Annotated in this window: 12 protein-coding genes; 2 read left to right on the plus strand and 10 right to left on the minus strand. The window is 72.3% G+C overall.

The annotated features are described in order from the left end of the window. Positions 1 to 301: 301 nt before the first annotated feature. The gene (locus ACIO3R_RS35735) at positions 302 to 1,282 is read right to left on the minus strand and encodes a tetratricopeptide repeat protein (RefSeq protein ID WP_385037833.1); all 981 of its coding nucleotides are present in this window, start codon (positions 1,280 to 1,282) and stop codon (positions 302 to 304) included. A 316-nt stretch (positions 1,283 to 1,598) separates the two neighbouring features. Here ACIO3R_RS35735 and ACIO3R_RS35740 point away from each other — a divergent pair, with 316 nt between their 5' ends. Next, positions 1,599 to 2,228, plus strand: a complete 630-nt coding sequence (locus tag ACIO3R_RS35740) for a TetR/AcrR family transcriptional regulator (RefSeq protein ID WP_385037830.1) — start codon at positions 1,599 to 1,601, stop codon at positions 2,226 to 2,228. An 8-nt stretch (positions 2,229 to 2,236) separates the two neighbouring features. On the opposite strand, the gene ACIO3R_RS35745 is transcribed toward ACIO3R_RS35740, so the two are convergent. From ACIO3R_RS35745 to ACIO3R_RS35765, 5 genes are all read right to left on the minus strand, one after another. Next, positions 2,237 to 3,295: an alpha/beta fold hydrolase gene (locus tag ACIO3R_RS35745; protein ID WP_385037827.1), complete on the minus strand. Its 1,059-nt coding sequence runs from the start codon at positions 3,293 to 3,295 to the stop codon at positions 2,237 to 2,239. A gap of 102 nt (positions 3,296 to 3,397) precedes the next feature. Beyond that, positions 3,398 to 5,098 (minus strand): methylmalonyl-CoA mutase, encoded by a 1,701-nt coding sequence (locus ACIO3R_RS35750; protein ID WP_385037824.1) that lies wholly within the window; start codon positions 5,096 to 5,098, stop codon positions 3,398 to 3,400. A gap of 86 nt (positions 5,099 to 5,184) precedes the next feature. Beyond that, a complete protein-coding gene (locus ACIO3R_RS35755; protein ID WP_385037821.1) occupies positions 5,185 to 5,517 on the minus strand; it encodes a DUF3817 domain-containing protein in 333 nt (110 codons plus the stop codon). Positions 5,518 to 5,582: 65 nt separating this feature from the next. After that, positions 5,583 to 6,092 carry a MarR family transcriptional regulator gene (locus ACIO3R_RS35760; protein ID WP_363026926.1) on the minus strand — a complete coding sequence of 170 codons (510 nt, stop codon included), beginning with the start codon at positions 6,090 to 6,092 and terminating at the stop codon, positions 5,583 to 5,585. Between the two features lie 10 nt (positions 6,093 to 6,102). Beyond that, complete coding sequence (locus ACIO3R_RS35765; protein WP_402111177.1) at positions 6,103 to 7,605, minus strand: MFS transporter; 1,503 nt, start codon at positions 7,603 to 7,605, stop codon at positions 6,103 to 6,105. A 73-nt stretch (positions 7,606 to 7,678) separates the two neighbouring features. Here ACIO3R_RS35765 and ACIO3R_RS35770 point away from each other — a divergent pair, with 73 nt between their 5' ends. After that, a complete protein-coding gene (locus ACIO3R_RS35770; RefSeq protein WP_385037815.1) occupies positions 7,679 to 8,677 on the plus strand; it encodes a DUF5937 family protein in 999 nt (332 codons plus the stop codon). A gap of 16 nt (positions 8,678 to 8,693) precedes the next feature. Here ACIO3R_RS35770 and ACIO3R_RS35775 read toward each other — a convergent pair whose 3' ends face one another. Genes ACIO3R_RS35775 through ACIO3R_RS35790 form a run of 4 tightly spaced genes read right to left on the minus strand, consistent with a single transcriptional unit; the run spans position 8,694 to position 13,904 of the window. Then, positions 8,694 to 9,587 (minus strand): siderophore-interacting protein, encoded by an 894-nt coding sequence (locus tag ACIO3R_RS35775; protein ID WP_402111179.1) that lies wholly within the window; start codon positions 9,585 to 9,587, stop codon positions 8,694 to 8,696. Next, positions 9,584 to 11,422 (minus strand): ABC transporter ATP-binding protein, encoded by a 1,839-nt coding sequence (locus tag ACIO3R_RS35780; RefSeq protein ID WP_402111181.1) that lies wholly within the window; start codon positions 11,420 to 11,422, stop codon positions 9,584 to 9,586. The genes ACIO3R_RS35775 and ACIO3R_RS35780 overlap by 4 nt, the downstream gene beginning before the upstream one ends. Further along, positions 11,419 to 13,080, minus strand: a complete 1,662-nt coding sequence (locus tag ACIO3R_RS35785) for an ABC transporter transmembrane domain-containing protein (RefSeq protein WP_402111182.1) — start codon at positions 13,078 to 13,080, stop codon at positions 11,419 to 11,421. Before ACIO3R_RS35785 ends, ACIO3R_RS35780 begins: the two co-directional genes overlap by 4 nt. Beyond that, complete coding sequence (locus tag ACIO3R_RS35790) at positions 13,077 to 13,904, minus strand: ABC transporter ATP-binding protein (RefSeq protein ID WP_385037803.1); 828 nt, start codon at positions 13,902 to 13,904, stop codon at positions 13,077 to 13,079. Before ACIO3R_RS35790 ends, ACIO3R_RS35785 begins: the two co-directional genes overlap by 4 nt. Positions 13,905 to 13,930 lie beyond the last annotated feature (26 nt).

Below are 13,930 nucleotides of genomic sequence, written 5' to 3' on the forward strand. Positions count from 1 at the left end.
GGACCGAGCGTGGCCGATCGTGGTCCATTCGCGGCCGTGACACAAGGGGGTTCGTTACTCACTGGTAACGGCGCGATAACCCGCCCACGACCGGGCGGTACCGACCGGCCACACAGGGTTGCCCCGGACCCGCAGACGAATCACGGCATTGGCGAGCGAAATCGGACAGATCCCAGTGCACGATTTACTCGGAGTAACAGGCCGTGCTTTTATCAAGATTTGGTAAAGCGAGGGCCTCTCTTATCGCCCCGACGCGAAAACGGCCGCAACTCCGGGAAGGAGTCGCGGCCGTGTTGTCAGATCAGAACAAGACGCGTGCGAGGGCGGTGCGCGCGGCGCCGACCCGGGGGTCATCGGGGCCGATCACCTCGAAGAGCTCCAGCAGCCGCACCCGTACCCGGTCGCGGTCGTCACCGAAGGTCCGGCGGACCGTCTCGACGAGTCGCCCGAACGCGTCCTCGACATGACCGCCCACCAGATCCAGGTCGGCCGCGGCGAGCTGGGCCGGCACATCGGCCGGCTTCTCGGCGGCGTCCTTGCGGACCTGCTGCGGGTCCGTCTTCTGGACCCGGGCCAGGAGCTCCGCCTGGGCGAGGCCGAGCTTGGCCTCGCTGTTGGCCGGCTCGTCGGAGAGGACATCCCTGTACGCCTGGACGGCGCCCGCGAAGTCATTGGCGTCCAGCGCCTGCGCGGCCGCCTCCAGCAGGGCGTCGTACGGGCCGACGGGTACCGGGGCGGGCTCCTGCGCGGCCGCGTCGGGAGCCGCCGCGTCCTGGTCGACGACGATGCCGGTGAGTCCGAACCGCTCCTCGCCGACCTGGATCAGCTGGTCCAGGGTCTGCCGGATCTGGGATTCGGGGGCCGCGCCCTGGAAGAGCGGGAGCGCCTGGCCCGCGACGACCGCGAAGACCGCCGGGATGCCCTGGATCCCGAACTGCTGCATCAGCATCTGGTTGGCGTCGACATCGACCTTGGCCAGCACGAAGCGGCCGCTGTACTCATGGGCCAGCCGCTCCAGGAGCGGTCCCAACTGCTTGCACGGTTCACACCACTCGGCCCAGAAGTCGATGACGACGGGGACTTCGGCCGAGCGCTGCAGGACGTCGCTCTCGAAGCCCGCCTCATCGACGTCGAACACGAGGGAGGAAGCGGGTACGGCGGCGGGGCCACCCTGCCGGGCGGACTCGGCACGGGCCTGCTCCGCCTTCACCTTGGCCTCACCGGCCGCCTTCACCGCGGCGAGGTCGACGACGCCGCTCATGGACATGTTCCTAGGCTGCATACGTACATCCTCCCCCCTCGGCACACCGATCCGTAAAGCGATACGTGAACCGCGCCCGTCCGAGTCCCCCGCCGGTGTGCGAGGTGTACGGACAGACACGGTCCGAGGGCCCCTGAAAGACCCGGTTCGGCACCCGGTCCCCACCCGGTGCCTGTGGCTGTCGTTCGCCCGTGGCGCCACAACGGCGGACCGTTGTTCTTACGCTACGACCCGTAGCGTAACTGGCCACCACCCCTGCTGCACAGGAGTACCCGGTGATCTGTCTCACGGTGAACGGGGCAGGTCGGCACTAGCTACTGGCGGGTATGGTCGCGTCATGCTGAGCCACAGCCACCCCAAACCCCCACGAACGGGACGCCCGCGCAGTGCCGCGGCCGATGAGGCGATCCTTGAGGCGACCAGAGCCTCACTGGTCGATCTCGGCTGGTCGAAGCTGACGATGGGTGACGTGGCGACGCGGGCCGGGGTCGCCAAGACGACGCTGTACCGGCGCTGGGCGGGCAAGAACGAACTCGTCGTGGACGCGGTCGCGGTTCTCTTCGACGAGCTGGAGCTGCCGGATCTGGGCAGCCTGTCCGCCGATGTGCAGGCGGTGGTACTCCAGTTCGCCGCGCTGCTGGAGCGGCCGGAGACGCAGACCGCGCTGATGGCGGTGGTCGCGGAGTCGACCCGGGACGAGGCGCTGCGGACCCGGATCCGTGACTCGATCGTGGACCGGCAGAAGCGGCTGGTGCTCCGGGGCCGCCAACGGGCGCAGGACCGGGGCGAGTTGCCGGTGGAGCAGGACGAGGTCACGGCCGCGCTGATGGCGGATCTGGTTTTCGACGTGATCGCCGGCGCGGTGGTGCACCGGGTGCTGGTGAGCGCCGAGCCCGTCGATGCCGACTGGGCCCGGCGCTTCACGCTGCTGCTCCTGGCGGGGCTGGGTGCGGCCGCCGGACAGTAGCCCTCGGGCTACTTCTGCCAGGCGCAACTGCCCAGCGTGGCCTTGTCCGCGGAGACCAGCCGGTCCGCCCGCTTCGGCGCCATCAGCTTGGTGCGGTCGTTGTGGCAGACGACGGTGCGGTCGCCCTGCCCGGCCAGGTCCACCAGGATCTGGTCCCAGTGGCGGTACTGGACGTCATGGCCGGAGTCGGCGTACGTACGGACCACCGGGGTGACCGGCAGCGCCTTGCGCCAGGTGGCGAGGCTGGCCGGCGGCACGGTGGTGTCCTTGTCGCCGCCGTACAGGTAGACGGGCGCCTTCAGCTTCGACAGGTCGGGGCCGGGGCGCTGGCAGTAGAGCTTCTGCTCGTGCACCTGCGGGGCCGGATCGGACTTCTGGCCGCGCTGGTTGTACGTGCGGGCGCCCTCCTCGTACGCGGTGTCCGCGAAGCCCGGGATGGACTTGACGGCACTGTCGTCGGGGAACGCCCACCAGGAGCGCGGGTCGGCGATCGAGTCCTTGACCGCGTCGGCGAGCGCGTCGTCGCTCAGGCCGCAGTACGCGGCCTTCTCGCCGTACGGCGGGAGCGCGGCGGCCAGGTGGAGGGCCTTGACGCGGCCGGGGGCGCGGGCGGCGAGCTCGGCGGCGTACGGTCCGCCGCCGGAGATCGCGATCACCGAGACCTTCTTGACGCCGAGCCGGTCCAGGACCTCCAGGGCGTCCTTGGCGAAGTCGGCCTTGCCCAGGGAGGGGTCGTACTCCGTGTCGCCGAAGCCGTTGCGCTCCACGGAGATCAGCCGGAGGCCGAACGACTCCCGGGTGGAGCGGAAGAAGTCCGTCATGTGCGCGGCGCGCGCGCTCGTTCCGGTGCCGCCGATGTAGAGGACCGGGGTACCGCCCCGGCGCCCCTCGTCGATGTAGTGCGCGGTCCGGCCGTCGGACAGCTTCGCCGCCTTCACGTCCGGGCCGAGCGAGTCGAAGGTGTCCTGCACCCTCGGCTTCGCCGCCGGTGCGGCGCTGACCGCCGTCGAACCGCTGACCAGCAGCGTTCCGAGTACGGCGAGTGCGGCGCCCGCGGCCGCTGTCATTCTCCCGGACAGTCTCACTGTGTTCCTCCAGAGGCGTTACGAGTATCGCGGCTGCGCCTACCCGAGCCCCTGGAGGTGACACCTGTAACTGCCAACTATCTGTCAGAAGCCGGGCGGCTCCGTGTAGGTGCCCCACTCCTCGCGCAGCACCCCGCAGATCTCACCGAGCGTCGCCTCCGCCCGTACGGCGTCGAGCATCGGGGCGATCATGTTGGAGCCGTCGCGGGCGGCGGCCAGCATCGCGTCCAGCGCGGCACCCACCCGGGCGTCGTCGCGGCCGGCCTTGCGGCCGGCCAGCCCGCTGACCTGGTCACGCTCGACCTCGTGGCTGACCCGCAGGATCTCCAGGTCCCCGGTCACAGAGCCGTGGTGGACGTTGACGCCGACGACCCGCTTGTCACCCTTCTCCAGCGACTGCTGGTAGCGGAAGGCGGACTCGGCGATCTCGCCGGTGAACCAGCCGTCCTCGATGCCGCGCAGGATGCCGGAGGTCATCGGGCCGATCGGGTGCTGTCCGTCCGGGTGGGCCCGGGTGCCGCGCTCCCTGATCTGCTCGAAGATCTTCTCGGCGTCCGCCTCGATCCGGTCGGTGAGCTGCTCCACGTACCAGGAACCGCCCAGCGGGTCGGCCACGTTGGCGACGCCGGTCTCCTCCATCAGCACCTGCTGGGTGCGCAGGGCGATCTCGGCGGCCTGCTCGGAGGGGAGCGCGAGGGTCTCGTCGAGGGCGTTGGTGTGCAGGGAGTTGGTGCCGCCGAGGACGGCGGACAGGGCCTCGACCGCGGTCCGCACGACGTTGTTGTACGGCTGCTGGGCGGTGAGGGAGACACCGGCGGTCTGGGTGTGGAAGCGGAGCCACTGCGCCTTGTCGGTCTTCGCGCCGTACGTCTCCTTCATCCAGCGGGCCCAGATCCGCCGGGCCGCGCGGAACTTGGCGATCTCCTCGAAGAAGTCGAGGTGCGCGTCGAAGAAGAAGGAGAGGCCGGGTGCGAAGGTGTCGACGTCCATCCCGCGGGAGAGGCCGAGCTCCACGTAGCCGAAGCCGTCGGCCAGGGTGTACGCCAGCTCCTGCGCGGCCGTCGCTCCGGCCTCGCGGATGTGGTAGCCGGAGACGGAGAGCGGCTTGTAGGCGGGGATGTCGCGGGCGCAGTGCTCCATCAGGTCGCCGATGAGACGCAGATGGGGCTCGGGCTGGAAGAGCCACTCCTTCTGCGCGATGTACTCCTTGAAGATGTCGGTCTGGAGCGTGCCGTTGAGCACGGCCGGGTCGACGCCCTGGCGCTCGGCGGCGACCAGGTACATGCAGAAGACGGGCACGGCGGGACCGCTGATCGTCATCGACGTCGTGACGTCACCGAGCGGGATGTCCTTGAAGAGGACCTCCATGTCGGCGGCGGAGTCGATGGCCACGCCGCAGTGGCCGACCTCGCCGAGCGCGCGGGGGTCGTCCGAGTCGCGCCCCATCAGGGTCGGCATGTCGAAGGCGACGCTCAGTCCGCCGCCGCCCGCGGCCAGGATCATCTTGTAGCGCTCGTTGGTCTGCTCGGCGTTGCCGAAACCGGCGAACTGGCGGATCGTCCAGGTGCGGCCCCGGTAGCCGGTCGGGTGGAGCCCGCGCGTGAAGGGGTACTCGCCGGGCCAGCCGATCCGCTCGAAGCCCTCGTACGCGTCCCCGGGGCGGGGGCCGTACGCGGGCTCGACCGGGTCCCCGGAGAGCGTGGTGAAGTCCGCGTCACGCTTGCGGGCCTTGTCGTAACGAGCCTGCCAGCGTTGGCGGCCTTCCTCGATAGCGTCAGCGTCCATGCGTACAAATTTACTAGGACGTCCTAGTAAATGTCGATGGCAAACCGCCCGGTGCTTTGCACGGGGCGGTGGTGACCGGGCTTCGGTCAGGCCTTCGCGGTGACCGGGACGGCGTCCGTGAGCAGCGGCTCGACCTCGCGGACGACCTTGCGCTCGACGAAGAACGCGGCCGTCGGGATCGTGCCGGCGATCAGCACCCAGAGCAGCTTGCCCATCGGCCACTTCGCCTTGGAGCCGAGGTCGAAGGCGAAGATCAGGTAGATGATGTAGAGCACGCCGTGGATCTGCGAGACGACGAGCGTCAGGCCCTCGCCGGTGTCGAAGCCGTACTTGAAGATCATGCAGGTGCAGAGCACCAGCAACATGACGGCGGTGACGTAAGCCATCACCCGGTACCGGGTCAGCACGCTGCGTTTCATGCCATCGAGCCTAACCGGACACCCGGGGCGATCTTGCAGCGGGCCGGGGCCCGGAACCCGGTCCCTCAGATCTCCTCGAAGTCCTGGGCCGCGATGCGCAGCGGCCGCAGCAGCGCGAAGATCTCGCCGCACTCCTCCGCGTCGTACGTCCCGAGCCCGAACTCCATCGCGACCAGGTCCTCGGTGGCCGCCTCGACGACCTCGCGGCCCTTGTCCGTGATGGAGGCGAGCGTGCCGCGGCCGTCGTTCGGGTTGGGCCGCTTGTCGACCAGGCCGGAGCGCACCAGCCGGTCCACGGTGTTCGTGACGGAGGTGGGGTGGACCATCAGCCGCTCGCCGATCTTGGACATCGGCAGCTCACCGGCCTTGGAGAAGGTGAGCAGGACCAGCGCCTCGTACCGGGCGAAGGTCAGCCCGTACGGTTTGACCACCGCGTCGACCTCGGCGAGCAGGATCTGTTGCGCACGCATGATCGAGGTGATGGCGCCCATGGAGGGCACCGGACCCCAGCGCTGCTGCCAGAGTTCGTCGGCGCGGGCGATGGGATCGAAGGGGAGACTGAGCGGCTTGGGCACGGCATCGACCTTACCCACTGGTCATATGCTGGTCCGCCCCGTCTCGAACTTCGGTCCGAATACGGTGAGCGGGTGCGGTTCTGCGGACCTCCGCCACGAGCAGCAGCAGGCACAGGGTGCCCAGGACGCCGGACCCGGCGACCACCTGGTGCACCGGGAAGAACTCGGCGGCCAGACCCGCCAGGGCCATGCCCACGCCCTGGAGCGTCATCAGTCCGGCGGTGAGCAGGGTCATGGCCCGGCCGCGCAGCTCGTCCGGGACGGCCTCGACGAACCACTGGTCGAGCCCGATGATGTACGCCGAACCCGCACCGGCCAGCACCAGCGCGGCCGCGATCGGCACGATGCCGGGGCTGACCCCGTACAGCAGGAAGGGCAGCAGTCCCACCGCCGCGACCGGCAGCACGAGCCGGGAGCGGGTGCGCGGGCTCAGCACCGCGCCCACGTACAGCTCGGCGGCGATCTGGCCGACCGGCATCGCGCACATCAGCAACCCGAGCGCGACGGTGCCCGCACCGATCTCCTCGGCGTACGGGGCGGCCAGCGCCTCCGGGGCGACGACGAACACCGGGGGCAGCCAGAAGAGCAGCAGCAGCGCGCGGATCCGGCGGTCGCCGAGGACGAGGCGGGCCCCGGAGAGCGACTCCCTGAGCAGGGTGGCGCCCTGACCGCCGCCGGTCCTGGCGGGCCGGTCCCGGGTGCCGAGGCGCAGGAGCGCGGCCGAGCAGAGGAAGGTGACGACGGTGACCATGATCGCGCCGCGCGGCGAGACCACGGCCAGCAGCAGCCCGCCCACCCCGAAGCCCGCGAGCAGCGCGCTCTGGGAGACGATCCGCAGGAGCGAGCGGCCCAGTACGTACAGGTCGTCCTCGCCGAGGATGTCGGCGAGCGCGGCCATTCTCGTGCCGGTGAAGACGGGCGCCACCGCGGCCACCAGGCAGCGCAGCGCGAGCAGTCCGGCGACGGGGGTGCCCGGCAGCACCATCACGGCGACGCAGCCCGCGCAGATCAGGTCGCAGGTGACCAGGACCCGGCGGGCGGGGTAGCGGTCGGCGATCCCGCTGAAGAGGGTGCCGCCGACGAGGTACGGCAGCATGCCGAGCGCGAAGGTGAGGGCGCTGAGCAGCGGCGAGGCGGTGAGGTCGTACACGAGGACGGTGAGCGCCAGTTCGCTGACCACCACGCCGAGCAGCGAGAGCAGATGCGCGGCGAAGACGGCACGGAACTCACGGACGGCGAAGACGGCGCGGTAGCCGCGGGACGGTTCCCCGGCGGGTACGGAAGGGGGCGCGGCGGCGGGGGGCGCCGCGGTGGCCCGGAGCACGGGCGGTCCGCTCGGGTCGGGGGAACCGGCGCGCTCCGGGTGCGGTGCCGGGAGAGGGGCCGCCCCGGTGCGGGTGGGGCTCGCTGGGCGCGGGACGGGCGGCCGGGCCCGGTGCGGGAGCGGCCGTTCGCGGGGTGTGTCCGGCGCGTCGCGGGGTCCGCCCGCCAGGGGTTCGTTGTCTCTCGGCATGGGCGCAGCCTGCGGGAGAACGGCACCCGCTCCGTAGACTTTCGGTCCACACCGAATCTTCCGAGGCCCGCGTATGCCGTTCCATCTGCATTTCGACGAGAGCGATCTGCTCCGCTGCCGGTTCGCGCTCTCCCCGCTCGGGGAGACCCAGGCCGCCGTGCGGGTGCTGGCCGCGCCGGAGCGGCAGGGCTACCACCTGCCGTGGCTGCGCCGGATCCGGCACGAGGCCGCCGGGCTCGATCTCGGGCCGCTGTGGCTGCTGATGAACGAGCGCGGGCACAGCCCGGACTTCTTCTGCCCGCCGCCGCTGGGGCCCCTCGCCTCGTTCGAGGAGGAGATCGCGGGGGTGCGGGCGGTCGATCCCCGGCTGGCGCGGGACGACATGGCCTGGGCGCTGTCCGACCGGCCCGGAGCACTGGACTCCCCCGTCGGGCGGGCGCTGCTGGCCGATCCCGCGCGGGCCGTGCGGGAGCTGGCCGACCTGCTGGAGCAGGCCTGGCGGGTGCTGATCGAGCCGCACTGGCCGCGGCTGCGGGCCCTGCTGGAGGCGGACGTGGCGTACCACTCGCGGCGGCTCGCCGCGGTCGGCTTCGAGCGGCTGCTGGGTGAGCTGAGCCCGCAGCTGAGCTGGTCGGAGTCGACGCTCACCATCTCGCGCACGTCCGGCCGGCACTCCCGGGTGCTCGGCGGCCAGGGCCTCGTACTGATGCCCAGCGTCTTCGCCTGGCCGAACGTGGTCGGCGGGTTCGAGCCGCCCTGGCTGCCCGCGGTCATCTATCCGGCACGCGGCATCGGCGGGCTATGGACGGAGCCCGGTGACAGCACGCCGGAGGCGCTCGCGCGGCTGCTCGGCCGGGCCCGCGCCGACGTCCTGTGCGCGCTGGACGAACCGGCGGGCACCGGCGTGCTCGCCCACCGGCTCGGCCTCGCGCCGTCCTCCGTGTCGGAGCATCTGTCGGTGCTGCGTTCCGCCGGGCTGCTGACGTCACGCAGATACGGCCACCAGGTGCTGTACGAGCGGACGCCGCTCGGGATCGCCCTGGCGGTGCCCCAGGACCAGACACCGCGATGACGGGGGCCTCCAGGTGTCACAGACCGAGCGTGCTGAGCCGGTCCTCGTACCGGAGGGCGAGGTCCTCGGGCTCGTCGGCCGGGTTGTGCCACATCCCGTCCAGTTCCGACCGTACGGCGGCGGGCAGTGCTTCGTAGCGCCGGGTCCAGGACTCGCCGTCCGGCATCCAGTACCCGACGACCTTGAAGCGCTCCGTGGGCAGCTTCAGCTCCCTGCGCAGATAGCGGCGTACCGCGCGCAGGGCGTCCGTCCGGCCCGCAACCCATACGTAACCGCCGGTCAGGTCCGTGCCGGGCGGGACCGCGGCCTCGACCAGTTCGGCCAGCCGGCTGGGGCCGTGGCCGTTGCCGCCGTGGGTCCAGGTCGCCCGGACGCCGGGCCGGTCCGGGAGCGGCTGGACGCCGGACGCGTCGGGAACCTCCAGGACGGCCCGGGTCATGACGTGGTCCGGGGTGTTCTCGATGAGGCGCCCGACGGCGGGCAGACCGCTCAGGTCGGAGACCAGCACCTGCCGGACGAGGTCGGCCGGGGGGCTGTAGAGGCCGGTCGGGGAGTTGAGGCCGATGACGTCGCCGGGGCGGGCGGCGGCGGCCCAGCCGGAGGCCGTCCCGTGGCCGTGGAGCACGAAGTCGATGTCGATCTCACCGGCGTCCGGGCGGGCGGACCGGACGGTGTACGTGCGTACGGGGGCCTCGGGCCGCCCTTCAGGGGTACGCCAGCCGCCGTTGTCCGTCGCGTCGGGCAGGGAGACGTCGGTGCGGTCGGGGCCGTGGGGGAAGAACAGCCGGACGTACTCGTCGCCGACCCCCGTGGACGTGAACGCGGCGAGGCCCTCGCCGTGGAACGTGATGCGGGCCATGGTCGTGGTGAGCGGCCGGACGCGGGCCACCACGGCGCGGTGAATGGTCATGAGTGCTGCTCCTTCGTGTGCGGGACGGGGTGCGGGACGGGGTGCGGGATCGGGGGCGGGGTGGGGTGGGGGACGGTGCCGGTGCCGGTGTACGCCTGCCAGAGGGCGGCGTACTCGCCCCCGGCGGCCAGCAGTTCGTCGTGGGTGCCCTGCTCGGCGACCTCGCCGTGCCGGAGGATGAGGACGCGGTCCGCGTCGCGTGCCTGTTCCAGGCGGTGCGCCACGATCACACTGGTGCGCCCGCGGGTGACGCGTTCGAGGGCCGTCCGCAGGACGCCCCGGGTCTGCTGACCGGACTGAGCGGTCGCCTCGTCGAGGACGACGACGTCCGGGTCGGCGATCAGCGCGCGGGCCAGCGCGAGGTGCTGGACCGATCCGTCGTCGACGGGGGTGCCGCCGGGGCCGAGGACGGTGTCGAGCCCCGCCCCGGTCCCCAGCGCCCAGTCGGCCCCGGCCTCGCGCAGGCCCCGGCGGAGTTCGTCGTCGGTGGCGGTGGGCCGGGCGATCCTCAGGTTGTCCGCCAGGGTGCCGCCGAACAGGTGGATCTCCTGGGTGACCAGGTACCGGGTCGGGGCCCGGCCGTCCTCCGCCGCCGGGGTGGTGACCTCTCCGCGGTCCGGTTCGCCCAGGCCCGCGATCAGATGGGCCAGGGTGCTCTTGCCGGAGCCGCTGGCGCCGACGAGCGCGAGGCTCGTCCCCGGGGGCACGTGGAGCGAGACCTCGCGCAGGGCGTCGCGGGTCCCGTCGTACGAGAACGAGACGCCCTTCACCTCGATCGCCGGGCGGTGGCGCGTGTCCGCCGGGGCGGGCCGCTCGTGCCCGGACCCGCTGTCGCCGTCGCTGTCGCGGCCCAGGTCGGTGATGCCGACGAGCCGGGACAGCCCCGCCGTCGCCCGCTGGATGTCGTCCAGGCTCCCCAGCAGCGCCCCGACCGGGCCGAAGAGGCGGTGGAAGTAGAGGGCCGCGGCCGTGGCGGCGCCCACCGAGACGGCGCCGGAGCCGAGGAGCGCGAAGCCCGTGACGAGCACGGCGGCGAGGCCCAGGAACTCCGCCGCGTTGAGCAGGCCGGTGAACCGGTTGCGCAGCCGGACGCCGTCGCGCTGCCGTGCGATGGCCAGTTCGCTGTGTGCGGCCAGCTCGCCGAGGTGCCGGTCCTGCGAGCGGTACGTACGGATCGTCTCCGCGCCGTGCACCGCCTCGATGACGGACTGGCCCCGGGCGGACTCCAGCCGGCGGATGTCCCCGTACACGACGTGCGAGCGGGCGAGGAACTGCCGGGTGGCGAGGACGTGGACGGGCAGGCAGATCAGGCCGGCGAGGGCCAGGCGGATGTCGAGGACCGCGAGGCCCACCAGGCTCAGGCCGATCGTGAAGCTCGCGTTGGTGACATCGGGGAGCACGTCGGAGGCCGCTTCTGAGATCGCCTCGACGTCGCGGGTCACCCGGGAGACGACATCGGAACTGTCCGAGGACTCCAGCGTGCTCGCCGGGAGGTGGACCGCGGTCTCGAACACGTCCTCGCGCAGGGCGGCGAGGACCCCTTGGACGAGGACGACCAGCATCCGGCCGCCGGCGTGGGCGAGTGCGGCCCCGGCGACGGCGACGAGGACGAGGACGGCGCCGAGCACCGTGATGCGGCCCTGCCCGTCCCGGTCCGCGACGGCGTCCACGATGCCGCCGAGGAGCGGGGGCGTCGCCAGCGTGACGGCCGTACCGCCGAGCAGGGTGAGCAGCGAGAGGGCGAGCCGGCCGCGGTGTGCGCCGAGCCGGCGGACGATCTCCTCGCGGGTGCGGCGGGGGCCGGCGATGGGCAGGGTGCCGTGCGCGGGGGTCACCTGGTCGTTCCGTTCGGTTCGGGGCGGTCGCCGCCGAGGTCGACGACCCGGTCGCAGGCGGAGAGCAGGATGCGGCTGGTGGTGATCAGGAGCGTGGTGGAGGGCAGGCGGCGCAGCCCCTCGGCGATGCGCTGCTCGGTCACCGGGTCGACCGCGGTGGTGGGTTCGTCGAGGACGACGAGGTCGGCCTCGGTGTGCAGCGCGCGGGCGAGCAGCAGGCGCTGGCGCTGGCCGCCGGAGAGCCTGCGGCCGTGCTCGCCGACCTCTGCCTGGTCTCCCCCGACCCGTTCGAGTACGTCGTCGAGCATCGCGGCCGCGAGCACGGCCGGGTCGCTCTCGCCGCCCGTGGGGGTGAGGTTGGAGCGCAGGGTGCCGGAGAACACCGCGCCGTGGTGGGGCGGGGCCGCGATCCGGGCGCGCACCGGGTCGGGGCCGAGGTCGACGGCGTCGACTCCGTCGAGCAGGAGTTCGCCGCGGCGGAGCGGGACGCGGTAGCCGAGCCGGTCGCTGAGCTCCCGCGCGTGCCCGGGATGGCGGGGTACGACGCCGAGGAGTTCGCCGGGCCGCAGGTCGAGGGGTTCGCCGTGCTCGGGCGGATGCCACCGCAGCGCGCGGGCGCCGGGGGCGGCGGTGACCGTGGGGGCGGCCCCGGCGGCGGCGATCAGCGGCGGTTCGTCCAGCAGATCGCCCAGCCGCCGGGCGGAGGCACGCTTGTGGAACCAGTTGGAGGCGAACGTACCGACATGGGTCAGCGAGCCCTGGAGGAACTGGGCGAGTCCGAGGACGGTGACGAGTTGGCCGACGGTGATGGTGCCGTCCAGGGCGAGGTAGCCCGACGCCGTCGAGAGCACGGCGAGGAACACCCCCGACAGCAGCAGGCTGAGACTGCCGTAGGCCAGGACCGAGCGCGAGGTGGCCACGGCGGCGCGCCTCGATTCGCCGCTCGCGGCGCGGTAGCGGCGGGCGGCCTCGGAGCGGGCGTTCATGCCGATGACCACGCGGAGTCCGGTGATCATGTCGGTGGCCACCTCGCCGGCCCGTGCCGCCGAACTCTGCTCGGCCAGTCCGCGTGCCTCCAGCGGCATCGAGACCCGGCGCATCACGACGAGCACCAGGACCGTGCCGGCGATGACGCCGAGGCCCAGGGGCACCGAGATCACGAGCAGTGCCGTCGACGCGGTGAGGATCGCGGTGACGGTGGAGGCCTGCTGCACGACGCTCCAGGAGACCCCGGCGACGCGGTAGGTGTCGGATGAGACCAGGGAGAGCGCCTCTCCGGGGCCGGGTCGGCGGCGCAGCGAGCGCGGGTGCAGCAGCCGGGCCATCACCCGTTGCCGCAGCTCGTGCTCGCCGTGGCCGTAGACGTCCACCATGGCCGTCGAGGCCCGCTGGTACGACAGGGACAGCACGACGAAGACCACGCCGAGCACGCCGAGCCACCAGAGCAGGGCGGTGCGGTCCTGCGGGGCCAGTGCCCGGTCGATGACCACGCCGATGAGGATCGGCACCAGCGCCTCGCACAGCTGATGGACCATGAACGCGAGGGTGGTGAGGGCGAGCCGGCGGCCGCGCCCGTCGCGCAGGAGCGCGACCCGGAAGAGGGCCGGGACGGAGTTCGGCCCGGGTACGCCGGTGCGCGCGGCGGTGATGCCGTTCACCGGTCGTCCCGCTGCCGGGCCAGCGGGATGACCATGGGGGTGCCGGTGACGGGGTCGGGGACGACCTGGCAGGGCAGGTCGAACACCTCCTCCACCAGGGCGGCGGTCACGACCTCCCGCGGGGTGCCCTCGGCGACGACCCGGCCGTCGCGCATGGCGATGAGGTGGGTCGCGTAGCGGGCCGCGTGGTTGAGGTCGTGGAGTACGGCGACGAGGGTGTGCCCGGCGCGGTGCAGATCGGTGAACAGCTCCAGCAGGTCGATCTGGTGGGCGATGTCGAGGAAGGTGGTCGGTTCGTCGAGCAGCAGGATCGGGGTCTGCTGGGCGAGGACCATCGCCACCCAGACGCGTTGGCGCTGGCCGCCGGAGAGTTCGTCCACCGGTCTGCCGGACAGTTCCGTGACGGAGGTGGCCGCCATGGCGTCCAGGACGGCCTGTTCGTCCTGCCGGGTCCACTGGCGCATCAGCTTCTGGTGCGGGTGGCGGCCGCGGGCGACCAGGTCGGCGACGGTGATCCCGTCGGGCGCCACCGAGGACTGCGGCAGCAGTCCGAGCGTCCGTGCCACTTCCCTGGAGCCGTACTCCGCGATGGACCGGCCGTCCAGGACGACCTTGCCCGCGCTGGGCCTCAGCAGCCGGGACACGGCGCGCAGCAGGGTCGACTTGCCGCAGGCGTTGGGGCCGATGATGACGGTGAACGACTGGTCCGGGATGCGCACGTCGAGGTGCTCGGAGACGGGCCGCCGGCCGTAGCCGATGGACGCGTCGAGCACCTCCAGCCGTGCCGGGTCCGGGGTCCGGGTGCGCTGCGTCGTGATGGTCACGGGTACTCCTGGCGGATGGGCGAGGA

Origin of the sequence: Streptomyces sp. NPDC087428, from assembly GCF_044744085.1 — a bacterium.
Classification (GTDB): domain Bacteria; phylum Actinomycetota; class Actinomycetes; order Streptomycetales; family Streptomycetaceae; genus Streptomyces.

Bases quoted from the DNA above. Each gene is read 5' to 3' on its own strand.
- ACIO3R_RS35735 (WP_385037833.1), bottom strand. From the start codon at position 1,282: ATGCAGCCTAGGAACATGTCCATGAGCGGCGTCGTCGACCTCGCCGCG.
- ACIO3R_RS35740 (WP_385037830.1), top strand. From the start codon at position 1,599: ATGCTGAGCCACAGCCACCCCAAACCCCCACGAACGGGACGCCCGCGC.
- ACIO3R_RS35745 (WP_385037827.1), bottom strand. From the start codon at position 3,295: ATGACAGCGGCCGCGGGCGCCGCACTCGCCGTACTCGGAACGCTGCTG.
- ACIO3R_RS35750 (WP_385037824.1), bottom strand. From the start codon at position 5,098: ATGGACGCTGACGCTATCGAGGAAGGCCGCCAACGCTGGCAGGCTCGT.
- ACIO3R_RS35755 (WP_385037821.1), bottom strand. From the start codon at position 5,517: ATGAAACGCAGCGTGCTGACCCGGTACCGGGTGATGGCTTACGTCACC.
- ACIO3R_RS35765 (WP_402111177.1), bottom strand. From the start codon at position 7,605: ATGCCGAGAGACAACGAACCCCTGGCGGGCGGACCCCGCGACGCGCCG.
- ACIO3R_RS35770 (WP_385037815.1), top strand. From the start codon at position 7,679: ATGCCGTTCCATCTGCATTTCGACGAGAGCGATCTGCTCCGCTGCCGG.
- ACIO3R_RS35775 (WP_402111179.1), bottom strand. From the start codon at position 9,587: ATGACCATTCACCGCGCCGTGGTGGCCCGCGTCCGGCCGCTCACCACG.